At 67.5% G+C, this 23,698-nt stretch carries 20 protein-coding genes and 1 pseudogene; 4 read left to right on the plus strand and 17 right to left on the minus strand.

Features of this window, described 5'->3' with window-relative positions:
• Positions 1-43 precede the first annotated feature (43 nt).
• From ACFIMZ_RS30000 to ACFIMZ_RS30020, 5 genes are all read right to left on the minus strand, one after another.
• Positions 44-1,450 carry an MFS transporter gene (locus ACFIMZ_RS30000; RefSeq protein ID WP_431823081.1) on the minus strand — a complete coding sequence of 469 codons (1,407 nt, stop codon included), beginning with the start codon at positions 1,448-1,450 and terminating at the stop codon, positions 44-46.
• A 192-nt stretch (positions 1,451-1,642) separates the two neighbouring features.
• The gene (locus ACFIMZ_RS30005) at positions 1,643-2,482 is read right to left on the minus strand and encodes an ABC transporter permease (protein WP_045564617.1); all 840 of its coding nucleotides are present in this window, start codon (positions 2,480-2,482) and stop codon (positions 1,643-1,645) included.
• A 30-nt stretch (positions 2,483-2,512) separates the two neighbouring features.
• The gene (locus ACFIMZ_RS30010; RefSeq protein ID WP_431823082.1) at positions 2,513-3,784 is read right to left on the minus strand and encodes an ABC transporter permease; all 1,272 of its coding nucleotides are present in this window, start codon (positions 3,782-3,784) and stop codon (positions 2,513-2,515) included.
• A gap of 98 nt (positions 3,785-3,882) precedes the next feature.
• On the minus strand, positions 3,883-4,929 hold the full coding sequence (locus ACFIMZ_RS30015) for an ABC transporter substrate-binding protein (RefSeq protein ID WP_431823083.1): 1,047 nt from the start codon (positions 4,927-4,929) through the stop codon (positions 3,883-3,885).
• Positions 4,930-5,000: 71 nt separating this feature from the next.
• Complete coding sequence (locus ACFIMZ_RS30020) at positions 5,001-6,107, minus strand: ABC transporter ATP-binding protein (protein WP_431823084.1); 1,107 nt, start codon at positions 6,105-6,107, stop codon at positions 5,001-5,003.
• A gap of 109 nt (positions 6,108-6,216) precedes the next feature.
• Here ACFIMZ_RS30020 and ACFIMZ_RS30025 point away from each other — a divergent pair, with 109 nt between their 5' ends.
• Positions 6,217-7,746, plus strand: a complete 1,530-nt coding sequence (locus ACFIMZ_RS30025; protein WP_431823085.1) for a PLP-dependent aminotransferase family protein — start codon at positions 6,217-6,219, stop codon at positions 7,744-7,746.
• A 27-nt stretch (positions 7,747-7,773) separates the two neighbouring features.
• On the opposite strand, the gene ACFIMZ_RS30030 is transcribed toward ACFIMZ_RS30025, so the two are convergent.
• The 5 genes from ACFIMZ_RS30030 to ACFIMZ_RS30050 form a co-directional block, all read right to left on the minus strand.
• Positions 7,774-8,799 (minus strand): lipase secretion chaperone, encoded by a 1,026-nt coding sequence (locus ACFIMZ_RS30030; protein ID WP_431823086.1) that lies wholly within the window; start codon positions 8,797-8,799, stop codon positions 7,774-7,776.
• Between the two features lie 3 nt (positions 8,800-8,802).
• The gene (locus ACFIMZ_RS30035) at positions 8,803-9,897 is read right to left on the minus strand and encodes a triacylglycerol lipase (RefSeq protein WP_431823087.1); all 1,095 of its coding nucleotides are present in this window, start codon (positions 9,895-9,897) and stop codon (positions 8,803-8,805) included.
• A gap of 223 nt (positions 9,898-10,120) precedes the next feature.
• The gene (locus ACFIMZ_RS30040; protein WP_431823088.1) at positions 10,121-12,280 is read right to left on the minus strand and encodes a TonB-dependent copper receptor; all 2,160 of its coding nucleotides are present in this window, start codon (positions 12,278-12,280) and stop codon (positions 10,121-10,123) included.
• A gap of 83 nt (positions 12,281-12,363) precedes the next feature.
• A complete protein-coding gene (locus tag ACFIMZ_RS30045; RefSeq protein ID WP_431823089.1) occupies positions 12,364-12,729 on the minus strand; it encodes a DUF2946 domain-containing protein in 366 nt (121 codons plus the stop codon).
• A 155-nt stretch (positions 12,730-12,884) separates the two neighbouring features.
• A complete protein-coding gene (locus ACFIMZ_RS30050) occupies positions 12,885-13,421 on the minus strand; it encodes a cytochrome b (RefSeq protein WP_431823090.1) in 537 nt (178 codons plus the stop codon).
• A 225-nt stretch (positions 13,422-13,646) separates the two neighbouring features.
• Between ACFIMZ_RS30050 and ACFIMZ_RS30055 the strand changes: the two genes are divergently transcribed.
• On the plus strand, positions 13,647-14,288 hold the full coding sequence (locus ACFIMZ_RS30055; RefSeq protein WP_431823091.1) for a Pr6Pr family membrane protein: 642 nt from the start codon (positions 13,647-13,649) through the stop codon (positions 14,286-14,288).
• A gap of 53 nt (positions 14,289-14,341) precedes the next feature.
• Here ACFIMZ_RS30055 and ACFIMZ_RS30060 read toward each other — a convergent pair whose 3' ends face one another.
• Positions 14,342-15,076, minus strand: coding sequence for a peptidoglycan DD-metalloendopeptidase family protein (locus tag ACFIMZ_RS30060; RefSeq protein WP_431823092.1), 735 nt, complete (start codon positions 15,074-15,076; stop codon positions 14,342-14,344).
• Positions 15,077-15,408: 332 nt separating this feature from the next.
• On the opposite strand from ACFIMZ_RS30060, the gene ACFIMZ_RS30065 reads away from it, so the two are divergent.
• Positions 15,409-15,729, plus strand: coding sequence for a hypothetical protein (locus ACFIMZ_RS30065; protein WP_431823093.1), 321 nt, complete (start codon positions 15,409-15,411; stop codon positions 15,727-15,729).
• A gap of 148 nt (positions 15,730-15,877) precedes the next feature.
• Here the strand turns inward: ACFIMZ_RS30065 and ACFIMZ_RS30070 are convergent, their stop codons facing one another.
• The 5 genes from ACFIMZ_RS30070 to ACFIMZ_RS30090 form a co-directional block, all read right to left on the minus strand.
• Positions 15,878-16,231 carry a DUF4148 domain-containing protein gene (locus tag ACFIMZ_RS30070; protein ID WP_431823094.1) on the minus strand — a complete coding sequence of 118 codons (354 nt, stop codon included), beginning with the start codon at positions 16,229-16,231 and terminating at the stop codon, positions 15,878-15,880.
• A 201-nt stretch (positions 16,232-16,432) separates the two neighbouring features.
• Positions 16,433-17,845, minus strand: coding sequence for an NADP-dependent phosphogluconate dehydrogenase (gndA, locus tag ACFIMZ_RS30075; RefSeq protein ID WP_431823095.1), 1,413 nt, complete (start codon positions 17,843-17,845; stop codon positions 16,433-16,435).
• A gap of 97 nt (positions 17,846-17,942) precedes the next feature.
• Positions 17,943-18,581 carry a DUF938 domain-containing protein gene (locus ACFIMZ_RS30080; RefSeq protein WP_431823096.1) on the minus strand — a complete coding sequence of 213 codons (639 nt, stop codon included), beginning with the start codon at positions 18,579-18,581 and terminating at the stop codon, positions 17,943-17,945.
• Entirely contained in the window at positions 18,578-19,480 is a 903-nt protein-coding gene (locus ACFIMZ_RS30085) for an NAD-dependent protein deacetylase (protein WP_431823097.1), read from the minus strand. Before ACFIMZ_RS30085 ends, ACFIMZ_RS30080 begins: the two co-directional genes overlap by 4 nt.
• Positions 19,481-20,959: 1,479 nt before the next feature.
• Complete coding sequence (locus tag ACFIMZ_RS30090) at positions 20,960-22,069, minus strand: acyltransferase family protein (protein WP_431823098.1); 1,110 nt, start codon at positions 22,067-22,069, stop codon at positions 20,960-20,962.
• Positions 22,070-22,345: 276 nt separating this feature from the next.
• Between ACFIMZ_RS30090 and ACFIMZ_RS30095 the strand changes: the two are divergent.
• Positions 22,346-22,513: pseudogene (locus tag ACFIMZ_RS30095) on the plus strand (IS3 family transposase); the annotation flags it as partial.
• Positions 22,514-22,756: 243 nt separating this feature from the next.
• Here ACFIMZ_RS30095 and ACFIMZ_RS30100 read toward each other — a convergent pair.
• Positions 22,757-23,695: a LysR substrate-binding domain-containing protein gene (locus ACFIMZ_RS30100; protein ID WP_431823099.1), complete on the minus strand. Its 939-nt coding sequence runs from the start codon at positions 23,693-23,695 to the stop codon at positions 22,757-22,759.
• Between the last annotated feature and the right edge of the window lie 3 nt (positions 23,696-23,698).

The following is a 23,698-nucleotide window of genomic DNA, read 5'->3' on the forward strand; positions in this document are numbered from 1 at the left end:
ACATTGACGCAACGGACCGAGCGGGCGTCTGCACGCCTCGCCGTCACTTCGTCGCCCGCTCCGACGCAACCGCTACGCCGGCCCGATGCGACGGCGCGAACAGCCGCAGCCCGCTCACGACGCTCGCGGCGCCCGCGAAGCATGCGCCGAGCACCAGCGCGAGCGTCGGCCCGTGGCGGCCCGCGATCCCGAACGACAGCGCGACGAGCGCCGCGCCGGTCGCCTGCCCGATCAGCCGCGCGGTCGCGATGATCCCGCTCGCGCCGCCGCTGCGTTCGGGCGGCGCGCTCGACATCAGCGCCTTCAGGTTCGGCGACTGGAAGAAGCCGAAGCCCGCGCCGCACAGCATCATCCGCCAGCCGATGTCGAGCACGTGCGGCGCCGCCGGCAGCGCGGCGAGCGACGCCATGCCCGCGCACAGCAGCGCGAGGCCGACCGCGCCGAGCAGCCCGGGCGGGTAGCGGTCCGACAGACGCCCCGCGAGCGGCGCCGCGAGCGCGACGACGATCGACCACGGCGTCATCAGGAAGCCCGTCTCGACCGCGCTCCGATGCAGCACGGTTTCGAAATAGAACGGCAGCGACACGAACGCGAGCCCCTGCGCGGCGAACGCGCAGACCGCGGTCAGCGCGGACAGCGTAAACACGGGCCGGCGAAACAGGTCGACCGGCAGCATCGGCGCCGGATGCCCGGCCTCGCGGCGGATCAGCAGCAAGCCGAAGCCGAGCGCGAGCGTGGCGGCGGCGAGCACGACGTGCAGCGGCCCGCGCTGCGCGGCCTCGCCGAGCGCGAAGATCAGCGAAGCGAACGTGACGACGTTGAGCAGCGCGGCCACCGGATCGAACGCATGGCGGCCGCGCGCCGTCTGCGGCAGCGACGGAATCGCAACCGCGAACGCACACAGGCCGAGCGGCACGTTCACCGCGAACAGCCACGGCCAGGCGGCGACCGACAGGATCAGCGACGCGATCGTCGGGCCCACCGCGAACGACACGCCGACGACGAGCGCGTTGAGGCCGACGCCGCGCCCGAGCCGGTGCGCGGGATACAGGCTGCGGATCAGCGCGACGTTGACGCTCATGATCGCGCTCGCGCCCAGGCCCTGCACGATCCGCGCGGCCGTCAGCAGCGGGAGCGTCGACGCGAGCGAGCAGCCGAGCGACGCCAGCGTGAAGACCGCGAGACCGGCAATGTACACGCGCTTGTGGCCGACGATGTCGCCGAGCGCGGCAAGCGGCAGCAATGTCGCGACCATCGCGAGCTGATAAGCGTTGATGATCCATACGGATGCGGCGGGCGCCGCGTGCAGGTCGGCGGCGATCGCGGGCAGCGCCGTGTTCGCGATCGCGGTGTCGAGCGTCGCGAGCGCGACGGCCAGCAGCACGGCGGCCATCGCGCGCCAGTTGACGGCCGGCTCCGGGGTGCGGGCGGCGGAAGCGGTTTCGGACAAGATCTGACTCTGCTGACGGGCGACGCGATGCGATGCGTCGCGGATGGACCGGCTCGGCAGCGCGCGTCGTCTGGTAGAACCGGCGCGCGCGCCGCTGCGTTCCGTATTGTTGCAGAGCCGCATCGAACCTGCAGGCAGCCGCTTCGCCAGTCAGCAAAACGAAAGCTGGCGCGCCCCCGGTTCGTCACCTCGTCACGCAACCGCCCGCCGCGCATTGCGCCCGCGCAGCCATTCGAGCGCGAGCAGCAGGCTCGTCGAGAAGATGATCAGGATCGTCGCGAGCGCGGCGATCGTCGGGCTGATGTTCTCGCGGATGCCGGTGAACATCTGGCGCGGCAGCGTGGTCTGGTCGGCGCCGGCGAGAAACAGCGTGACGACCACTTCGTCGAACGACGTCGCGAACGCGAACAGCGCGCCCGACATCACGCCCGGCGCGATGACCGGCAGCGTGACGCGAAAGAACGTCGTGACCGGATTCGCGCCGAGCGACAGGCTCGCGCGCACGAGGTTGTGGTTGAAGCCCTGCAGCGTCGCGGCCACCGTCGTGACGACGAACGGCACGCCGAGCGCCGCGTGCGCGCAGATCAGCCCGGTATAGGTGTTGGCGAGGCCGAGCGGCGCGAAGAACAGGTACATGCCGACGCCGACCACGACGACCGGCACGATCATCGGCGACAGCAGCACCGCCATCAGCAGCCCCTTGCCGCGGAAGTCGGCCTTCGTGAGCCCGATCGCGGCGAGCGTGCCGAGCACGGTCGCGACGACGGTGGCCGACGGCGCGACGATGAAGCTGTTCTTCGCCGCCATGCGCCACTCGTCGGACGCGATCAGGTTCTCGTACCAGCGCGTCGAGAAGCCCGGGATCGGATAGACGAGGAACGTGCTCGACGAAAACGACAGCGGCACGATCGCGAGCACCGGCAGGATCAGGTACAGCAGCGTCAGCACGACGAGCACGCGCAATGCGACGTACCACGCGCGCTCGACGAACGACATGTGCGGCGCGAACAGCGGCCTGGCGAGCAGTTTCATGATCGAATCCCCTTCCCTGTTTCCCGCGGCTCAGCCGAGGCTCACGTTCGAGCGGGTGAAGCGGCCGTAGACCGCGTACAGCACGAGCGTCGCCGCGAGCAGCAGCCCGCCGAGCGCACACGCCATGCCCCAGTTGATCGTCACGTTCGTGAAGTACGCGACGTAGTAGCTGACCATCTGGTCGTTCGGCCCGCCGAGCAGCGCCGGCGTGATGTAGTAGCCGATCGCGAGGATGAACACCAGCAGCGCGCCCGCGCCGACGCCCGGGTAGGTCTGCGGCACGTACACGCGCCAGAACGCCGCGAACGGGTGGCTGCCGAGCGACACGGCCGCGCGCTGGTAGGTCGGCGGGATCGACTTCATCACGCTGAAGAGCGGCAGGATCATGAACGGCAGCAGGATGTGCGTCATCGAGATGTACACGCCGACCCGGTTGAACAGCAGCGCGAGCGGATGCGAGATCAGCCCGCTGCCGATCAGCGCCTTGTTGACGAGCCCTTCGCTCTGCAGCAGCACGATCCACGCGGCGACGCGCACCAGCACCGAGGTCCAGAACGGGATCAGCACGAGGATCATCACGAGGTTCGCGCGCCGCTCCGACAGCGTCGAGATCCAGTACGCGAGCGGATAGCCGAGCAGCAGCGTGAACAGCGTGACCGCGACGCCGATCAAGAGCGTGCGGCCGAAGATCGCCAGGTAGATCGACTGGTCCGGATCGGCGGGCACGACGTGGCCGAAACCGTCCTGCTTGTGATCGAGCGATGCGAGCAGGTAGAACGGCGAGTACGTGCCGCCGTTCTTCGCGATCGCCTGCCAGTACGCAGGGTCGCCCCAGCGCGCATCGAGCTCGACGAGCTTGCCGCGCTGCTGCGCGGGCGTGAGTGCTTCGCCGTTATCGCCCTTGAGCGGCATCGCGCGCGCCGTCTTCGCGACGAGCGACCGGTAGCCGGGAATCTCGGTGTTCAGGCGCCGCGCGAGCGCGCCCATCGCCTCGCTGTCGGCGACCCGCGTCATGTCGGCGGCGAGCGCCGCGTACGCGGCGTCGGCAGGCGGCGTCCTGCGGTCCCAGCCGGACAGCGCGGCGACCGTCTTCGGCAGCGCGGTCGCGATCTCCGGGTTCTGCACCGCGCGCGTCAGCAGCGCGCCGATCGGCACGACGAAGATCAGCAGCAGGAAGATCGCGAGCGGCGCGACCAGCAGCAGCGCCATCGCGCGCTTCCTGGCCTCGGCGGCCTTCAGCTCGCGTTTCAGCGTGGCAGTCGACTGCGTCGACGAGGAAGTAGCGATCGTCATCGTATTCAACGGGTCTCTCCGACCGGACCGGAGTCCGGCGGCATGCCGCGCGAAGCGCCGCGACGCGTGCACGTCGCGCGGCCGGTTGCGTCAGGACTGCGACGCGCTTACTTCGATGCCCACGCGGCGAAGCGCTGCTCGAGCTCGTCGCTGTGGTCGGTCCAGAAGCCGATGTCCTGCAGCACCGCGTTCTTGCCGTTGGTCGGCGAGTTCGGCAGGTTCGCGAGCGTCTTCGCGTCGAGCGACTTGATCGCGGCGACGCTCGCCGGGCCGTACGAGATGTGCTGCGCGTAATCCTGCTGCGGCTTCGTCGACAGCGTGTACGCGATGTACTTCTCCGCAAGCGCCTTGTTCGGCGTGCCCTTCGGAATCGCCCAGTAGTCCAGATCGTAGATGCTGCCGTTCCAGACCACCTTCAGGTTCTTGCCTTCCTTCTGCGCGGCGCTGATGCGGCCGTTGTACGCGGTCGACATCACGACGTCGCCGGCGACCAGGAACTGCGGCGGCTGCGCGCCCGCTTCCCACCACTGGATGTACGGCTTCAGCTCGTCGAGCTTCTTGAACGCGCGGTCCTGGCCGGCCTTCGTGCCGAGCACCTTGTAGACGTCCTTCGGCGCGACGCCGTCGGCCATCAGCGCGAACTCGAGGTTGTAGCGCGCGCCCTTGCGCATCCCGCGCTTGCCCGGGAATTTCTTCACGTCCCAGAAATCGGCCCAGCCGGCCGGCGCGGCCTTCAGCTTGTCCGCGTTGTACGCGAGCGTGGTCGACCACACGAAGAAGCCGACGCCGCAGGTTTGCGTCGATTCCGGAATCAGGTCGGATTTCTTCGCGATCTTCGACCAGTCGAGCTTCTCGTACAGCCCTTCGTCGCAGCCGCGGTTCAGGTCGCCCGATTCGACCTCGACCACGTCCCAGTTGACGTGCTTCGCCTCGACCATCGCCTTCACCTTGGCCTGCTCGCCGTTGTATTCGACGGCCGTGACCTTGTTGCCGGTCGACTTCTCGAACGGCTGGTTGAACGCGACCTTCTGCGCATCGCCGTTCGCGCCGCCGAAGTTGACGACCGTGATCTCCGCCGCCGACGCGGATGCGCCGAACACGGCCAGCGCCAGCGCGAATGCGGTGCGGCGCGCGGTAAAGCTTGCTCGATTCATGATGGTTCCTCTCGTGGTGGAAGTGCGCCGTTGTTATGGACGACGTGCTGCAGAAAACCGTGAAGCCGTGTTCAAGCGAATATGCGCAGGTGCTCGGGCGCGAACGCCAGCCCGACCGGCGCGCCGGGCGAGAACGCATCGAGCGCGCCGGTGCCGAGCGGCACCTTGACGAAGCATTCGTCCTGCCCCGGCACCGCGCAGCGCATGCGCACGTGATCGCCGAAATAGATGAGGCTGCGGGCCTCGCCCGCCAGCAGGTTTGCGGCAGCATCGTTCGCGTGGCCGTTGCCGTGCCGCAGCGCGAGGCTCATGCGCTCGGGGCGGATGCATGCGACCGCAGGGGCGCCCGCTTCCGCGTTGCCGATGTTGCGGCCGACGAGCTTCGTGCCGTCGCCGAGCCGGAACTCGCAGAACTCGCCGTCGACGCGCGCGACGGTGCCGCGCAGCCGGTTGCTGTCGCCGATGAAGTTCGCGACGAATTCGTTGCACGGCGATTCGTACAGGCGGTCGACGGTGTCGAGCTGCTGCACGATGCCCTTGTCGAACACGGCGACGCGGTCCGACATCGTCAGCGCCTCGCCCTGGTCGTGCGTCACGTACACGAAGGTCACGCCAAGCTTTTCGTGCAGCGCCTTCAGTTCGTACTGCATGTGTTCGCGCAGCTGCTTGTCGAGTGCGCCGAGGGGCTCGTCCATCAGCACGAGCTTCGGCTCGAACACGAGCGCGCGGGCCAGCGCGATGCGCTGCTGCTGGCCGCCCGACAGCTGCGCCGGGTAGCGCTTCGCGAAGCGCTCCATCTGCACCATCTTCAGCGCATGCGCGACGCGCTCGGCGCGCTCGCCGGCCGGCAACTTGCGCACCGTCAGCGGATACGCGACGTTCTGCTCGACCGTCAGGTGCGGGAACAGCGCGTAGTTCTGGAACACCATGCCGATGTTGCGCTTGTGCGGCGGCACGTTGTTCAGCAGCTCGCCTTCGAGGCGGATCTCGCCGCCGGTCGGAAACTCGAAGCCGGCCAGCATCATCAGGCAGGTCGTCTTGCCGGAGCCGGACGGCCCGAGCAGCGTCAGGAATTCCCCGCGGCGGATGTCCAGGTCGAGCGATTTGACGACGAGCGTCTCGCCGTCGTAGGTCTTCCGCACGCCGCGAAAGCTGACGATCACTTCATCGGTCTTCATGGTGGCTGTCCCCTTGCAACGCGACACGCATTTATTGAGATGCAGACGACTATACGGCTGGCACGGTTCTATACTAGGGAACCATTTCAATATTCCTAGTAGGACCACTTTGGATACCGTGATCCTTGCCGACTGGCTCTCCGCGCGCCTCGACCGCGGCTCGTCCGAGCCGATGTACCGTCAGTTGCTGCAGCTGATGCAGCAGGCCATCCTCACCGGGGAATTGGGGCCAGGAACCAAGCTGCCGAGCTCACGGACGCTCGCCGCCGACCTGTCGATCGCGCGCAATACCGTGCTGCACGTGTACGACCAGCTGACGGCCGAAGGCTACGTGCTGACGACCACCGGCAGCGGCACCTATGTCGCCGACACGCGCCCGGACGCCGCGGCGATGCTGGCGCCGGGCAGTCCGCCGCCGTCACCTTCCGCCGCCGATGGAGCGGCGCAGCGGGACGACGCGCAGGGCGGCCTGTCGATGCGCGGCCGGCAGCTGATCGAACATGCGGGCGTGTCGCGCCGCCAGTGGGGCGCGTTCATGCCGGGCGTGCCGGACGTAGCGGAATTTCCGAGCCGCACATGGAGCCGCCTGCAGGCGCGGCTGTGGAAGGAAGCGAACCCGGAGCTGCTGACCTACGCGCCGGGCGGCGGCTACCGGCCGCTGCGGCGCGCGCTCGCCGACTACCTGCGCGTCGCGCGCTCGGTGAAATGCTCGCCGGACCAGCTGATCATCACGACGGGGATCCACCAGTCGATCGATCTCGCGGTGCGCCTCTTGTCCGACATCGGCGATCGTGCGTGGGTGGAAGAGCCGTGCTACTGGGGCGTGCGCAGCGTGCTGCAGGCTGCCGGACTGACGCTCACGCCGGTGCCGGTCGACCAGGAAGGGCTCGATCCGCGCGGGAGCGACCTGCAGCATCCGCCGCGGCTCGTGCTCGTCACGCCGTCGCATCAATATCCACTCGGGATGGTGATGAGCCTCGCGCGGCGCCGGATGCTGCTCGAATACGCGCGGCAGCACCGTTGCTGGATCATCGAGGACGACTACGACAGCGAGTTCCGCTACGGCAGCCGGCCGCTCGCGTCGCTGCAGGGGCTCGACGACGGCGGCCGCGTGATCTACGTCGGCAGTCTCGGCAAGATGCTGTTCCCGGGCTTGCGGATGGGCTACATGGTCGTGCCGGAGCATCTGGTCGACACGTTCCGCACCGGGCTGTCGGAACTGTATCGCGAAGGCCAGCTGATGCAGCAGGCCGTGCTCGCCGAATTCATCATGGACGGCTACCTGACCTCGCATGTGCGGCGCATGCGCACGCTGTACGGCGAGCGCCGGCAACTGCTGATCGACGCGATCCATGCCCGCTTCGGCGACGCGCTGCCGGTGATGGGCGACGAGGCGGGCCTGCATCTCGTGCTCGGCCTGCCCGATGCCTGCGACGATCGCGCGGTCACGCAGAGCGCGTTCGACGCCGGCGTGATCGTCCGGCCGCTGACGAGCTACTACAGCAGCGCGGACGCCGCGCGACCGGGCCTGCTGCTCGGCTATGCATGCGTCGCGCACGAGAGCATCGGCCCCGCGTTCGACACCCTCGCGACGACGATCGAACGCCACCTGCCGCGACAGGCGACGCGCGCAGCGTAACGCCGGTTCAGGCCACGCGCGTCGCGGTTACCGCGGGGCCGCCGCGCCGCGATCGAGCGACGCCGCGCGCAGCGCGTCGCCCGGTTTCGTGAACAGCCGCTGACGCAGCGCCGCGATCTGCGCGTCGCGCTCCTGCGACGGCAGCCCCAATGCGGCGATCTGGTCGCGTTGCGCCGCATAGTCGGTGTAACGGCGCTGCCACGCGTCGTCGTCCTGCTGCATGCGCGCGGCGCGCTCCGCCACCTCCGGGCCGAGCGACTGGGTCAATTGCGCGCGCATCGCGTCCGGCGTCGCGCCCGATTTCTGCAACTGCGCGATCTGCGCGATCGCGGCCTGCTGCTGCGCGATGCGCTGCCGTTCGGCGCGTGCGCCGGGCGGCAGCTGCTGGTCGAGCGCGGCAAGCCGCTCGGCCTTCTGCGCATCGGTCAGCGTGCGGTCCTGCGCGATCTTCAGCCGCGCGAGATCGAAGCGCTGCCGCCACTGCTCGTCACTGAAGAACGGTTCGTTCCACTCGCCAAGCGTGCGCCGCGCGATCGACGCGCGCTGGTCGAGCGCGAGCTCCAGCGCGCCGATATCGGACTTGTCGGCGACGGCGCCCGCGGCCGGCAGCTTCGCCAGTTCGGCCAGGTACGTGCGGTACCGGTGCCAGACGTCGAGCGCTTCCGGCTGTGCAACGGTGCCGTCGAGCTGCGCGGCGATCTCGCGCGCGACCAGCGCGTCGAGCGCGGTCGCGCTCAGGTCGCTCTGCGCGCTCAGGCAATAGTCGAAGAAATCGCGCACCGCGCGCGCTTTCGCCAGATGGCCGCCCGCCTCGAGCGGCAAGCGCGGCGCGCTCGAGCCGGCCAGCGACGACGGCAGGCCCGCGCTCGCCGCGTCCGGCGGCAGCGCCGCGGGCGCGCCGCCGAGCGTCAGCGCCGGCGCGCGTGCGGGCCCCGCGTCGTGACGCGACGCGGCACCGCGCACGATCCATGCGCCGCCCGCGACGACCAGCGCCACGACGGCCACCGCTCCGGCGCGTCGCCACTGCGGCGCGCGATCGTCACGTGCGGCCATCGCTTACACGCCTGCGAGTTTCAGCCGGTTCGCGTGCGTGCGAATCACCGCGACCGGGTCCTCCGCATACGCGCCGCGCACGCCCAGCAGCTGGTTGATCTCGTCGACGTGGTTCCACTTGTAGCTCGTGCTCAGCACCTGCCCGAACAGCGCGCTGCATTTCGACACGACGCCGTCGTTTTCGCCGGCGCCGCGATTGATCATCACCGTGCCGCTGCCGAGCAGCGCGAGCGTCGACGCGTCGAGCACATTCGCCGGATCGACGACCGGAATCGTGCTCGTATCCTTCGCGCCCGTCACGCCCAGCGCGGAAAACGTCGGCTGGATCGCGGTGCCGGCCCACGAGTACAGCAGGTGCGTGTTGCCGCCGACCGACTCCGTCGGCGCACCGCTCTGGCACGAGCCGGGCGCGCCGAGCCCCGCGCTCGGGAAGTTCTGGTTATAGGTCGCGGCCCGCGCCGTGGTCAGCGTCTGCAGCGCGGCGAGCGCATCCTGGTTGGTGTTGTGGGTGCTGCTCGTCAACATCCCGAACACGTTGACGAACGCCGCGATCACCGTCGACGAAAGACCGGTCGGGTCGTACGCGAGCACGCCCTGCACGAAATCCGCGAATTCCGAGCCGCGGTGCGGCGTGCCGATCGTCGTCACCGATGCGACCAGCTCCGGCGCGACGGCGGCGACATAGCGCGACGACAGGCCGCCCTGGCTGTGGCCGATCAGGTTGACCTTGGCCGCGCCGGTCTGCGCGAGCACTTGCTTCACTTGCGCGAGCAACTGCTCGCCGCGCCCGTTCGGGCCGTCGTCGCTCTGGTAGCCGGACAGGTTCGCGACGTACACGGTCGCGCCGTGCTGCTGCAGGTCGCCCTGGATGCCGTAAAAGTAATCGACCACGCCCGCGTACTTGTCGGTGCCCGTCAGCCCGTGCACGAGAATGATCGGATAACGCGTCGTCGCGTAATCGTCGGCCGGCGCGGTTGCCGCCACCGCCGCGCGCGTCGTCGCGACCGTCGCGAGCGCGGTCATGCCCGCGAACGGCGCGGCGCTCATCGCGCATGCCACTGCCCCTGCCACCACCCTGGAACGCATTGATCTGGCCATGCTTGTTCTCCTGTTTATATCCTGCTGGTGCGAGAGAGATTGTCTCGGCGCGACAGGCGCCCTCGTCCGGCCCGCGCGTCGAATGCGGGAGTTAAGCACGGCTGCCGAACGCTTGCGCCCCCTTTAGACACGGCTCTCTAGTCGGTTGACGCGGGCGGCCGAAACCGGCGGGCCGCCGCCCGCGGATGCGCATGCTGCGCTGCACACACAGCATGCGCACCGTTCACATCTTCGCGCTGACGCGCACCCACGCAGTGCGCCCCGGCTCGGTCACGGGCGTGTTGGCCGCGTAGCCGAAGCCGGCGTTGCCGGCGAGGTTCAGGTGCTCCGTATAGGCCTTGTTGAGCACATTGTCGACGCCGACCGACACCTGCACGGTCTTGCTCACGTTGTATTGCGCATGCAGCGACAGCACGCCGAACCCGGCGCTCGGACCGAAGTCCTTGCCCACCACGTTGCCCTCGTTGAGCGCGTAGCGATGCTGCGATGCAACGACGCGCCACAGGCCGCCCGCCGACCACGCGCCGCGCGTGTACTCGACGCCGAAACGCGCTTCGAGCGGCGGCATCTGCGGCAGCGGATCGCCGGTCGCCACGTTGCGCCCCCACGCATACGCGAGCGACGTCTCGACGCGCAACGGCGCGACCGGCCGCCATGCGACACCCGCCTCGCCGCCCATGATCTGCGCATTGACGTTGGTCGCCTGCGTAGTCGATCCCATCATGCCGGCCGCGTAGTTGAACAGGATGAAGTCCTGCACGTAGCCCGCGTACGCCGACACCCACGCATCGACCCGGTCGCTCCGGTACTGCGCGCCGATGTCGAGCTGCGTGGTCTTCTCGGGCTTGACCGCCGAAAACGCATTGACCGCGCCGGCCGGACCGCGCTTCGCGGAGAACAGCTCCCAGTAGTCGGGAAAGCGCTCCGCATGGCCGATCCCCGCGTACCACGTGACCGGCAGCGCCGCGAGATCCCGCTCGTAGCGGATGAAGCCGCTCGGCAGCACGCGCGAGCGGTCGTCGTCGAACGTCGGATTCGGCTTGCCCATCATGCCGCCCGTCGTCGGCCGCTTGTCGCGTGCGCTCGCATAGTCGACGCGCGCGCCGCCGATCACGCGCGACGCGTCGCTCGCGTACCAGGTCAGCTCGCCGAACGCGCCCGCGTTCCACATCGTCGTCTGCGCGTTCCACGGCTTGTCCGCATAGTTCTGCCGCCCCATGGCCGAGCGCGAATCGAGCCGGTTCGACTGCGCGTCGACGCCCGTGACGAGCTTGAAGTCGTCGCCGAAGCGGAACGTCGCCGCGGCCCGCGCGCCGAGCGTGCGGCGCCGCACTTCCGACGCCATCCGCATCGGCATGCTGCTCGTCGGGTCGGGCTGCCGCAGCGTGTAGTTGTCCATCACGTGATCGGCTTCGTTGTAGTAAACGCGCGCCTCGATGCGGTCGAGCACGTCGCCGATGTGCTGCTTGTCGAACGACAGGCCGAACGTCTCGCGGCGGAAATGCGCGCCGTCCATCCCGCGCCCCGCGTAGCGCGCATAGCCGTCGCCCCCGCCGGCCGTCAGCTCGACGCGCGTGTGGTCGTCCGGCGTCCAGCCGAGCGCCGCGTCCGCGTTCCACTTGTCCCACTGCGACGGCACGGTGCGGCCGTTGCCGTCCTTGTAGTCGTCCGAATGCGCGTGATTCGCGGTCACGCGGCCGTACACGTCCGGCGTGCCGGCCGTCACGTCGATGTTCTGGTCGTTGCGCCCGAACGAGCCGCCGACGAGACTGCCGTCGAAACGCATGCCGGGCTTGTCGAAGCGCCGCGTCGTGCGCTCGAACAGCACCGTGCCGGCCGATGCGCCGGGGCCGTACAGCACCGTCTGCGGCCCCTTCACCACGGTGAGCTTGTCGTAGCTTTCCGGCGCGATGTACGACGTCGGCGCGTCCATCCGGCCCGGACAGGCGCCAAGTGTCGGCATCCCGTCCGCGAGGATGTTCAGCCGCGAGCCGAACATGCCGCGCAGCACCGCGTCGCCGTTCGTGCCGCCGCTGCGGATCGACGCGAAGCCCGGAATCGTCTTCAGGTAATCCGCGCCGTCGCTGGCGGGCAGCGGCTGGCGCGGCGTCTTCGGATTGGTGACGACGACGAGCGGCGTCCTCAGCGGCGACGCGACGACCTCGACGGGCGGCAGCAGGTCGGCTGCACTGGCCTGCGCGGCCGGCCCCGCATCGTCCGCGCGCGCGGCGCCGGTTGCCGCGCAGGCAGCCGTCATCGCGCTGGCGGCCAGCGCGGGCATCGTGAGTTTCAACATCAGCGGCAGGCGCCGCGAAGCGCTATTGCGGGTAACGCGCGAGGCATTGCGCGGCGCCGATTGCGCGCGCAAGGGGAAGTGAATCATGATCGAAAGCCCGAGTAACGCCCTCCACGCGATCGACGGATCGCACGGATGGCGGCAAGAAAATGAGAACGGAAGAAAACGCGTCAGGCGTTCTCGGGCGGCGCGCGTGGATAGGCGCGCGGATAGCGTTCGACGCTCGCGGCAACGGCGACAGGCGCGGCCGCGGACGTGGCGGAAATGACGGAGAGATGCGCCGGCGCGGCGGAGACGCCGCCGATCGCCGGGCTGTGCGTGAAGAAGCTGCAGTAGCCGCACGCATCGAGATGCAGCGCATGGTGCGCACTGCCTGCGCCGGACGCGCGATGGCCGCCATGCTCTGCACTGCAGACGACCGCGTCGGGTGTCGACGCGTCGGCGATGCGCCACTGCGACACCAGCGGCGCGACGATCGCGAACCAGATCGCGAGCATGCCCAGCCAGGCAGTCAGTGTGCGATGTCGGTTCGGCATGCGTGGCGTCGGGTAAGCGGAATGTAAATCAGACGGGATGTTACAGAATGTTCAGCACAATGGCCAGCCTGCGCATGCACAAGCGAACCGGGGGCGCATGGTTGTTGATGCAACCATGCGCCCCCGGGGCGTCGTGCGGCGGACCTGCCCGCGGATCAGGGCGCCATGCGCTTCAGCAAGCCGTCCCGCAGGAAGAAGTGATGGAAGAGCGCGGCCAGCGCATGCAGGCCGATCACGAAATAGAACGCGTTGCCGATCAGCTCGTGCGCATCCTTGATGGACGGCCGCAGCGCCTTGTCGGGCCCGAGCAGCGTGAACGAGATGCCGAGCCAGTCGAGCGAGACCGGCTTGCCGCCCAGGTTGATCATCATGATGCCCAGCAACGGCTGCGCGATGATGAACGCGTACAGCGCGACGTGGGTCAGCCGCGCGAGCCATTGCAGCAGCGCGGGCTGCTGCATCGGCGCCGGCACGCGGCTGACCGCCCGCCAGACGATCCGCAACGCCGACAGCACCAGCACGAGCGTCCCCGCGGTCAGATGCACGTTCATCCAGAACACGCGGCTGTCGCTGCCCTTCGGCCCGCGGATCTCGATCGCCAGATAGGCGAGCGCCACGAGCACGAAGATGACCCAATGAAAGAAGATGGCGGGGCTGCTGTAGCGCGCCTGTCTCGCGAGGATGTTTCTCATGCTCGGTCTCGTATCGTATGCGGGGGTGGGACGGCTGCCGTGGGCCGGCCGGTGCACGGCATGCTGCAGCGATTGTAGCGGCAGGGGCGGCGCGATTCGACGGGCAGGATCAAATATCCGACGATTCGGTCGCGCCGGCGTCGCGCGACGAGGGTGCAGAATCGTGCGCCACGCGGATGCGACTGTGGCACGATGGAGTCTTTAGCGTCGTCGTCCTGCAGCACCATGAGCAAAGCGTTCTTCATTGCAGCCTACCGGCTGACGGCCGCGTTGCTCGCGCTTTCGACGACGCTGCACGGCATTGCAGGCCGCTGGGACATGCCGATGTTTCACGTCGGCAACTACCTCAGCTACTTCACCCAGCTGAGCAGCCTGTACGCGGCCGCGATGCTGTTCGCCGGGCTCCGGCGGGCGGCTCGCATCGGGTCCGCGCGCTACGAGTCGATGCGCGGCGCGGCGGTGCTGTACATGCTGATCACCGCAATCGTCTACGAATTGCTGCTCGCGCGGCCCGACGCGCTCCTGCACATCACGCCGGCCTTCAACAACTGGGTGCTGCACCGGATCGTGCCGCTCGTCGTGCTCGGCGACTGGCTGTATGTGGAGCCGCGCTCGCCGATCCCGTGGCAGAGCGCGGTGACGTGGCTCGGCTTTCCGTTCGTCTACCTCGCGTACACGCTGCTGCGCGGCGCCTGGGAAAACTGGTATCCGTATCCGTTCGTCGACCCGCGGCCGCACGGCTATCTGCCCGTCGCGCTGCAATGCACGCTGATCGCGCTTGGCTCGGCCGCCCTCGCACTGGCAATCCGCTGGCTCGGCAACCGGTCGAAACCGGCCGCTGAAGCGCAGGGGGCGAAGGATGGATGAGCGGCGGCGGAGCATGCGCACGCAGCGGCGCACACGCCCCGGCAAGTCCGGTCTCAGCCGCCGTTCTTCGGCAGGAAGCCCATCGGATCGACCACCTTGCCGTTTTGCCGGACTTCGAATTCGAACGTCGCCCGCCCGCTCGCATCGGTGTCCATCTCGGCGACCGGCTGGCCGGTCCGCACCGCGTCGCCTTCGTTGACGAGCAGCTTGCCGTTGTGGCCGTAGGCCGTGATCAGGCCGCTTTCGTGCTTCAGGATCACGAGCGGACCGTACGCCTTGACGCCGGACCCCGCATAGACGACCCGCCCGTTCGCCGCGGCGCGCACCGTCCGGTCGGGCCCTGACGCGGCGATGACGATTCCGCGCGTCTTCCCGGCCGAGAACGGCACCACCACGACGCCGGTCGCGGGCCACGCCAGCGTGCCCGGCTGGGCCGCCGCCGCGGCCGCAGGCGGCGTGAGCGACGTGGTGGCGGGCGGCGGCGCGACGCGCAGCACCTGGCCGGGCCTGACCGTATCGGTCGGCGCCATGTGGTTCCAGCTGGCCACGTCCTGCACGCGCTGGCCGAACGCGCCCGCGATGCCCGCGAGCGTGTCGCCCGGGTTCACGCGGTAGTAGCCCGCAATCACGCTGCCCGCCGGCGCGGCCGACGTCGACGGCCGGTACGGCTGCCAGGTATCGGTCCACGGCGTCATCGTACAGCCCGTCAGCGCGACGGCCGCCGCGGCCAGCGCCAGTTGCGGCAGCCAGCGTTGCGGGGAAAAGTGGATGGGATTATTTTCTCTCAAGCGTACCTCCCGGATTTGCCTCATGCGCCGCCCACCGCCCTCCGGCGTGCGTCGCACGGTGTCCGGCGCAGCGGCCGGACCAACCAGTATCCGACCGCGGATGCGGCCGGCAGTTTCCGAATCGGAAACGGCGCGCGGGTTCGTGAGCCCGTTTTGCGTCGTCCCAACCGGCAAAGATACCATTTGCGGCGATCGGGGCTGCGTCAGGCGCCTCCGGTCGGCATCGGTCCCGCGGTGCGCCAGGTCGTCCCGCGCGCGGGCAAGCCCGTCCGCGATGCGCCACCTATACTCACTGATGCCCTGCCCGCCCCGTCCCGGCGAGGAGACCGACGATGAACAACGCGACGTTTCTTTCCGTACAGCTCGACGCCGAGGATTTCGCCGGTTCCAGCGGCCTGGTCGAGCTGCTCAACCGGCACCTGCTGTTCGCGGCCGATGTCGCCGAAGCCGCGGATGCGCTCGTTCAGCTGGCCAGCGTCACGCACCTGTCGGGCGGAACACGCCGCAGCGTCGAGCTGCCCGTCGCGGCGATCGAGCGGCTGCGCGACGCGCTGGACACGCTGAGCGGCTACGACGAAACCTGGCTGATGGCGCTGGAACCCGCCGACAAGCTGTTCAAGGAGATCGGCCGCGGCAAGCGGCCGCTGCACTGACGCTGCGCGCGCCGTCGCAGCCCAGTCGCGCCCCACAAAAGAGAACAGCCCATCGTTCCATATCGTGGAACGATGGGCTGCGGGAGACAACCGGGACGGGGGGATCGAATCCGGCGGGCAGCCGATCACGGCCTCGCGGCCGCGTCGATCAATGACCCTTGTAGACCGGCGCGCCGTCGGCGACGCGCTTGATCCCGTTCGGCCAGCCTGCGGCCGGGGCGCCCGACGGCGCGCCCGATTCCTGCTGGGCCGCCGGCTGCGCGCCGTAGCCGCTCGTGTCGGCCGCAGCGACGTTCTGCTGCGGATGCAGGCGCGCTTCCGCGGCGAGGATGCCTTCCGGATAGTTGGTGCGGTCGCCGCCGAGCTTGTAGCCGGCCTGTTGCAGCGCCGACAGTTCGGCCTTGACCTGGTCGCGCGTGACCGGGCCGTTTTGTTGGGCGAACGAGACGGCCGGAACAGCGAGAACGGCAGCAGCAGCGAACGTTGCGATCAGCGATTTCATGACTTACCTCCGTGATTTTTTGCTCCGCCGCACACACCATGTCTGCAGCGATGGAACAGAGTCTAGTCCCGAGATCACTTAGGGAAAACCATGAAACCTCGAAAACACTGTTTCGCCAAAACCAACAATGTCACGATCTGGTGCGAAAAGACCCTATCGATACGATAGGTTTTCGCAACAATTGCCGCCCTCGCGGGTCCGTTACGACCAGTTCGCGTGGAAGCTGCCCGGCTTGTCGGTGCGCTCGAACGTATGCGCGCCGAAGAAGTCGCGCTGCGCCTGCACAAGGTTCGCCGGCAGGCGTTCCGAGCGGTAGCTGTCGAAGTACGCGACCGCCGACGCGAACGCCGGCACCGGCACCCCGGCCTTCACCGCCGCGATCACGACCTCGCGCAGCGACGCCTGGTAGTTCGCGGCGATGTCCTGGAAGTACGGATCGAGCAGCAGGTTCGCGAGCGCCGGATCCTTCGCATACGCATCCGTAATCTTCTGCAGGAAGCGCGCGCGGATGATGCAGCCCGCGCGGAAGATCTTCGCGATGGTGCCCAGATCCAGGTTCCAGCCGTATTCCTCCGACGCGGTGCGCATCTGCGCGAAGCCTTGCGCGTACGAGATCACCTTGCTCAGGTACAGCGCACGGCGCACGGCCTCGACGAACGCTGCGCGATCGCCTTGCAGCGGCGTCGCGGACGGGCCCGACAGCACCTTGCTGGCCGCCACGCGCTCCGTCTTCAGCGACGACAGCACGCGCGCGAACACCGACTCGGTGATCAGCGGCAGCGGCACGCCGAGATCCAGCGCGTTCTGGCTCGTCCACTTGCCGGTGCCCTTCTGCGCCGCGCGATCGAGGATCACGTCGACCAGATGCTTGCCGGTTTCGTCGTCCTTCTTGCCGAAGATCTTCGACGTGATCTCCATCAGGTAGCTGTCCAGCTCGCCCTGGTTCCAGTCGGTGTAGACCGCGCCCAGCTCGTCGTTCGTGAGGCCGGCGACGTCCTTCAGCACCGCGTAGCTCTCGGCGATCAGCTGCATGTCGCCGTATTCGATCCCGTTGTGGACCATCTTCACGTAGTGGCCCGCGCCGTCCGGCCCCATGTACGCGACGCACGGCTCGCCGTCCGACGGCGCCTTCGCGGCGATCTGCTTGAGGATCGGCTCGACGAGGTCGTACGCGTCGCGCTGGCCGCCAGGCATGATCGACGGGCCGCGCAGCGCGCCCTCTTCGCCGCCCGACACGCCCGTGCCGATGAAATGCAGGCCCGATTGCGCGAGTTCCTGGTTACGGCGGATCGTGTCGGTAAAGTGCGTGTTGCCGCCGTCGATCAGCACGTCGCCCTTCTCGAGCAGCGGCTTGAGCGCGGCGATCGTCGCGTCGGTCGCGGCGCCCGCCTTCACCATCATCAGGATCCGGCGCGGCGTTTCGAGCGACGCGACGAATTCCTCGAGCGTGTAGGTCGGCACCAGATTGCGGCCGGGGAATTCGGCGATCAGTTCGTCGGTCTTCTCGCGGCTGCGGTTGTACACCGATACCGCGTAGCCGCGGCTCTCGATATTGAGTGCGAGATTGCGGCCCATCACCGCGAGTCCGATCACACCGATTGCTTGTTTGCCCATTAGTCAATTCTCCGGAAAAAACAGGGCGCGACCCGACCGGGGCCGCGCGCACAGGCGAAAGGATAAGGGAAACCCGGCCGCGATGCGCGGGCAAGTGTCATTGGTCGGCGTGCGGCAGACGCCGGAACACGACGCTCAGGTTGTTGGCGGGCATCTCGACGACTTCGATGCAGTCGAGCCCGCGATCGAGGCCGAGCGCGACGACCGTCTCGAGATCGCGCACGCCCCACGACGGGTCGCGGCTTCTGAGCTGCGCGTCGAACGCCGCGTTCGACGGCGCGGTGTGTCGGCCTTCGCGGCGATACGGGCCGTACAGGACCAGCACGCCGCCCGGCCGCAGTACGCGCGACGCGCCGGCGAACAGCGCTTCGGCGCACGCCCACGGCGCGATGTGAATCATGTTGATGCAGACGATCGCGTCGAGCGCCGCGAACGGCCACGCCGCGTCGCGCACGTCGAACGCGAGCGGCGCGTCGACGTTCGGCAGCCCCGCCTGCGCGATCCACGCGGCGATCGAGCGCCGCGCCTGCGCGTCGGGATCGCTCGGGTGCCACCGCAGCCCAGGCAGGCCGGCCGCGAAATGCACGACGTGCTGGCCGGTGCCGCTGGCAATTTCGAGCACGTCGCCGCTGGCCGGCAGCACGCGGCGCAGCACGTCGAGGATCGGCCCGCGGTTGCGCTCGGCCGCAGGCGCGGAAAGCCGCAGCGACGGATCGTCAGGGGTCGTGCCGGTCATGGTGCGCAACACTCCGTTTCGGAATCGGCAATGCCCAGCCGCGCGTTCAGCGCGTCGAGCGCGGGCGCACACGGCGCCTCGACCTTCAGCGTCAGCATCGGATCGGCGCGCGTGTGGCCGAGATTGAGCGCCGCGACCGGCTTGTGCTGCGCCTGCGCCCATACGCAGAAACGGTAGCCGGAATACACCATCAGCGACGATCCGACGACCAGCAGCGCATCCGCCGCGTCGAGCGCCGCGGCCGCCGCGGCGACGCGCTCGCGCGGCACGTTCTCGCCGAAGAACACGACCGCCGGCTTGAGCAGGCCGCCGCACGCCGGACAGCCCGGAATGCGGAAGGTGTCGAGCGCGTGCCATTCCAGATGCGCATCGCCGTCGGCGGCGGGCTGCGCCTGCGCGCCCAGCAGCTCGGGGTTCTCCGCTTCGAGCACGGCCTGGATCGCGGCCCGCGCATGGTGTGCGCCGCAATCGAGACAGGTCACGCCGTTGATGCCGCCGTGCAGTTCGATCACGTCCGTGCTGCCCGCGCGCTGATGCAGGCCGTCGACGTTCTGCGTGACGAGACGCTCGATCCGGCCGGCCGCGCCGAGCCGCGCGAGCGCGGCGTGCGACCGGTTCGGCCGCGCGCTGCCGACGACCGGCCAGCCGATCATGCTGCGCGCCCAGTAGCGCCGCCGCGCGGCGTCGGAACCGAGGAACTCGTGAAGCTGGATCGGCGCCGATCGCATCCACTGTCCGTTGCGGTCGCGATAGCCGGGAATGCCGGAATCCGTGCTGATGCCCGCGCCCGTCAGCACGAGCAGGCGCGGATGACGCTCGACGAACGCGTGGAGCGCATCGAGCGCGGCGGGATCGATGGAAACGGCGGAAGACGGGCCGGGCGCGGCGGGATCGGTCATGACGGCGACGGTGAGCGGGCGGGATCGGCCGGCCGGGAACGCGAACCGGCGGGCCTGCATGTCCGCACATGATACCGAACCGCGACACGTTCCGTGCCGGCGGTCCGCGGCATGCCCGAACCGCCCGCCCCAAAAAAAGGCGCCCATCCTCCAAAGGGTGATGGGCGCTTGAACAATTGATCCATCGGGGTTGTGGATCAACTGGAAACCTGGCGTTGTTACATCCGCGAAGCCATGCCCGGCGGATGATCCCCGGTCAACGCCAATCCTTGCGTGTCATGCGCGTCGCCGCACGCTGTCTACCCTCCCTACTCGCTCCGGTTGTCGTCTCCCGGTGTCTTGCAAGGTGCCTCCCTTCGCCAGGCGCGTTCGGTTTCGGTTTTGAATCACACCGCCCGGTCGTCGCGCTCGATGCCGGTTCGGGTCTGCCACGCCGCCCGCCGCCATGGCGCACAGCATGCGGAACCCACACCCAGTTCATCAGGATGACAAATCAAATTTCGTGGTTGGCCGTCCGCCTGCCGGCGCCTGCTTCGATGTCCGTCAACGCCGGCGATTTGCGCCTGACCGGGTGGTCATGCGCGCGACGCATGCGTGTGACGAACGGATGAAACGGACGCGGATTGTCGGACGGGATTCGGTGCCGAGCGTGATCAGGTCACTTCGGCCAGAAGCGACACGGGCACCCGAGGTTTTCGGCGATTCATGCTTGCAACGCAGTGACTTGTGATTCGATCTTTTTTCATTATCTTGTCCCCGATTAGAAGTGCTCCCTGACCACCGGCTTGCGATCGTCGATCCGGTTCGGTCGACATGCACGCTGGCGGCACCCGCATATACGCAAGGAACGCACCATCTGGCGCAGCGCCATGCCTGGCGGGCCTCCGTGATCGGACGCCGGGGAACGCGGGGGTCCGGAGGGAGGGAATGTTTCAGAGTTGAAACGCGGTACCGGGGAAATCGTTTCGGAAGCGCGTCGCGGCGGACCGTCGCGCGCCCGTCACGCGACGGCCATCGACTCGGGCATGCTCTGCTTCATGTAGTCGAGGAAACGCTTCTGGAACAGAGAAGGGGTTTGGCGACGGCAAGCGCATGCGTCGCCGGCGAACCATCGGGTCGCCCAATGCTCATCGTTTCGCGGCAGCCGGCGCGCCGCGCGGCCCGAACGGCGGCTTCGACGGTCAGACGACCGCGATCACGACCAGGTAGATCCAGCCGCGCGCGAACGCGACATCGTTGAACGAGACCTGGTACGCCTGCGCGTTGATCAGCCGGTTCAGCGGTTCACAGCCCTCGGGTGCCTAGCCTTCAACTGTCCAACTATGCGGGGTGCAGTTCACCATTTCCCTCGTCTCTGCCTACTCTTTGGTGAATGGCAGAAGTAATCGAACGGTCCATGCCTCGCGATCCGATGTGCCGTTCCTGCGGGCGGCAGATGGATGAAGGATTTTGCCGAAACGCCGATTCCTCGGGTGGCGATCACTGTATTGTGGGCAGGAAACTTGGCGAATGCTGCACTTTAGGCAGCATTCGCCTCGACAGTCGATGCAACGGGTTCTCCAGCAGGTGATACGCCACGACTGCAAGGCACACGACGCCAATCGCGCACAAAAGCGTGGCGAGCAAGCTCAGGTGGCCGGGCACCAAAATGTGCGCAATCAGTCGTGCAAAGATAGAGGCCAACACAATGTGCGTCAGGTAAAGGGTGTAGGAGGCATCCCCAATCTTGCGAAGCCACTTGGGCACCCGAATATCGCCATGCTTTTCAACCAGCGCAGCCCCCAAAACCAGCAACACTGAAGGTGCGCCGAACAGGACCATGCGCCATTCGCCCACGTCAGATTCGGTCAACGGATTCTCGAAGAACGAAGGAATCGCAAACCAAGCAATGCCGCAAACGATGAGTCCCCAGCCGAAACGAACCCGTGCCGTTCGTACGGCAAACGCAGCCAATGCTCCCGAAATGAACTCAAGAACGATCGGGTCCGTCAGCAAACCGAGCCAAAGTCCTTTCGATAGACCTGGAATTGCGCGCGCAATGAGGATGACAAAGCACCAGCCGAATAATGCCAGCGGCACCGCACGGACGCTGCATAACCTGATCAGACAGGCAAAACCGACGTAGAAGTAGACCTCGTACGTCAGTGTCCAAGCCTGTGGCAGTAATCGCTCACCGGCTGTCGGCATCAGCGTGAACGAAGCCAAAACATCCACATGAGCGACGTCCATGCTCCTGACCAGTGCCGGGAACGCCAGCAAGATAGCCAACATGGCAGCCGAATACACCCAGTAGACCGGATAGATCCGCACAACACGGCGTGCAAAGAAACGGATCGCCGCCCCTTGGTTCCCGAAATCGTGACCAGCGGCCTGAACCATCACAAAGCCACTGATCACGAAAAAAAGGTCGACTCCAGCCATTCCGTAATGGGCGAAATAGCCTGGAATCCAATGAGAGCCAAAATACTTGGTTTCTATGGGCACCATATGAAAGAACATCACCATCAGCGCAGCCACGCCACGAAGACCCTGGATATTCGAGAAAAATGCCGGTGCATCCCCCGGGGGCATTTGGTTCTTTTTTTTCATGGCGCGTAGTCTACCCGAAATACGTCACCCGTCGCGATGTGCCTAGTCGTGGCCCTGACCCAAGAAATAGTCCGGTTCAAAAGTCGATAAATTCGGCATGACGTGTCCAATCGGACACGAAGGCCATGCCATAAAGACGAGCAAGTTTACGGAAGAGCAGATCGCATTTGCACTGAAGCAAGCGGAGTTGGGCACGAAGGTCGAAGAAGTCTGCCCGTTGGCGCATGTTGATCGATGAATTGCGTGATCGCTATCGAACGAGTCTGACGAAGACCTGCGTTGTTCGATGGACGGCGGCTTCGTGCTTTGACCATCGTCGACAATTACACGAGAGAGTGACTGGCTATCGAGATCGGTCAGAGTTTGAAGGGAGAGCATGTCGTCGAAGCGCTGACGCGCATTACCGCTTTGCGTGAACACCCGGCGACGATCAAGGTCGACAACGTTCCAAATGCAAGCAGGATGTGCAACGCAAGGTAAAACAAGACCACGCGCACGGCCAGGTGCAGCGCGCGAGCTGTCAAAGAGCGAACGACAACCAACCAGTGGTCTTCCGCATCATCGGGGAGGCTTGCTGACCATAGTGGGCACAAGATTCATCGCACACGCGTGATCTTCACCGTACCAAACACAGCGTAGAAGCCCCAGCGGTAAGCCCGCGCGGCATCGTTTCCCGCACCCGCCGGCTTACGGACGTGTCGCCCATCCGGACGGCTGCCGCGTCGCCCCGTTGGCGTCGATCGCGTCGATCGCGTCGATCAGGTAATCGACGAACGACGCGATCCGCGACGAAATCGCCGTGTTCCGGTAATAGACCGCATTCACCGGCTGCCGTACGTCCTGCGTCTGGCGCGCGAGGAGCTGCACGAGCCGCCCCGCTTCGCGATCGTGGACGGTCATGAAGTCCGACAGGCAGACGATGCCCGCACCGTCGAGCGCGAGTTGCCTGAGCGTCTCGCCGCTCGACGACCAGATCGCCGGCGCGATCCGATACGGCTCGCCGTCCGGGCCGAGGATCGGCCACACGTTCAGCGACTCCGGCTGATTGAAGCCCAGCAGCGCATGCTTCGCGAGATCCTCGACCTTGCGCGGGTGTCCGTGCGCATCGAGATAGGCCGGGCTCGCAAGCAGGCGCAACCGGCTGTTGCCGAGGTGCCGGCTGTGCAGCGTCGAATCCTTGAGCCGGCCGATCCGGATCGCGACGTCGGTGCGCTTTTCGAGCAGGTCGATGATCCCTTCGTTGCTGTTCAGCTCCAGCTCGACCTGCGGAAACCGCTCGCGATAGCCGCGCACGAGCGGCACGATCACGTGCAGCATGAACGGCGACGCGGCATCGACCCGCAAGCGCCCCGACGGCTTCTCGCGCCGCGCCGTCATCTGCTCTTCGGCGCTCTCGACCGATTCGATGATCGCGCGCGCATTCTGCAGGAACGCCTGCCCCTCCTCGGTCAGTTCGAGCCGCCGCGTGGTCCGGCGCAGCAGCGTGGTCTTCAGCTTTTCCTCGAGCCGCGCGAGCGTGCGGCTCGTCGCCGACACGGTGAGGTCGAGCTGCTGCGCGGCCGACGTGATCGATCCGGTGTCGACCACGGTCGCGAATGCCTGGAGTTCGTCTAGCGTGACTTTCATTGT

Source organism: Burkholderia sp. F1 (genome assembly GCF_050813845.1).
Classification (GTDB): Bacteria; Pseudomonadota; Gammaproteobacteria; order Burkholderiales; family Burkholderiaceae; genus Burkholderia; species Burkholderia ubonensis.

Bases quoted from the DNA above. Each gene is read 5' to 3' on its own strand.
- ACFIMZ_RS30005 (WP_045564617.1), bottom strand. From the start codon at position 2,482: ATGAAACTGCTCGCCAGGCCGCTGTTCGCGCCGCACATGTCGTTCGTC.
- ACFIMZ_RS30015 (WP_431823083.1), bottom strand. From the start codon at position 4,929: ATGAATCGAGCAAGCTTTACCGCGCGCCGCACCGCATTCGCGCTGGCG.
- ACFIMZ_RS30020 (WP_431823084.1), bottom strand. From the start codon at position 6,107: ATGAAGACCGATGAAGTGATCGTCAGCTTTCGCGGCGTGCGGAAGACC.
- ACFIMZ_RS30030 (WP_431823086.1), bottom strand. From the start codon at position 8,799: ATGGCCGCACGTGACGATCGCGCGCCGCAGTGGCGACGCGCCGGAGCG.
- ACFIMZ_RS30035 (WP_431823087.1), bottom strand. From the start codon at position 9,897: ATGGCCAGATCAATGCGTTCCAGGGTGGTGGCAGGGGCAGTGGCATGC.
- ACFIMZ_RS30040 (WP_431823088.1), bottom strand. From the start codon at position 12,280: ATGATTCACTTCCCCTTGCGCGCGCAATCGGCGCCGCGCAATGCCTCG.
- ACFIMZ_RS30045 (WP_431823089.1), bottom strand. From the start codon at position 12,729: ATGCCGAACCGACATCGCACACTGACTGCCTGGCTGGGCATGCTCGCG.
- ACFIMZ_RS30050 (WP_431823090.1), bottom strand. From the start codon at position 13,421: ATGAGAAACATCCTCGCGAGACAGGCGCGCTACAGCAGCCCCGCCATC.
- ACFIMZ_RS30055 (WP_431823091.1), top strand. From the start codon at position 13,647: ATGAGCAAAGCGTTCTTCATTGCAGCCTACCGGCTGACGGCCGCGTTG.
- ACFIMZ_RS30065 (WP_431823093.1), top strand. From the start codon at position 15,409: ATGAACAACGCGACGTTTCTTTCCGTACAGCTCGACGCCGAGGATTTC.
- ACFIMZ_RS30070 (WP_431823094.1), bottom strand. From the start codon at position 16,231: ATGAAATCGCTGATCGCAACGTTCGCTGCTGCTGCCGTTCTCGCTGTT.
- gndA (WP_431823095.1), bottom strand. From the start codon at position 17,845: ATGGGCAAACAAGCAATCGGTGTGATCGGACTCGCGGTGATGGGCCGC.
- ACFIMZ_RS30080 (WP_431823096.1), bottom strand. From the start codon at position 18,581: ATGACCGGCACGACCCCTGACGATCCGTCGCTGCGGCTTTCCGCGCCT.
- ACFIMZ_RS30085 (WP_431823097.1), bottom strand. From the start codon at position 19,480: ATGACCGATCCCGCCGCGCCCGGCCCGTCTTCCGCCGTTTCCATCGAT.
- ACFIMZ_RS30090 (WP_431823098.1), bottom strand. From the start codon at position 22,069: ATGAAAAAAAAGAACCAAATGCCCCCGGGGGATGCACCGGCATTTTTC.
- ACFIMZ_RS30100 (WP_431823099.1), bottom strand. From the start codon at position 23,695: ATGAAAGTCACGCTAGACGAACTCCAGGCATTCGCGACCGTGGTCGAC.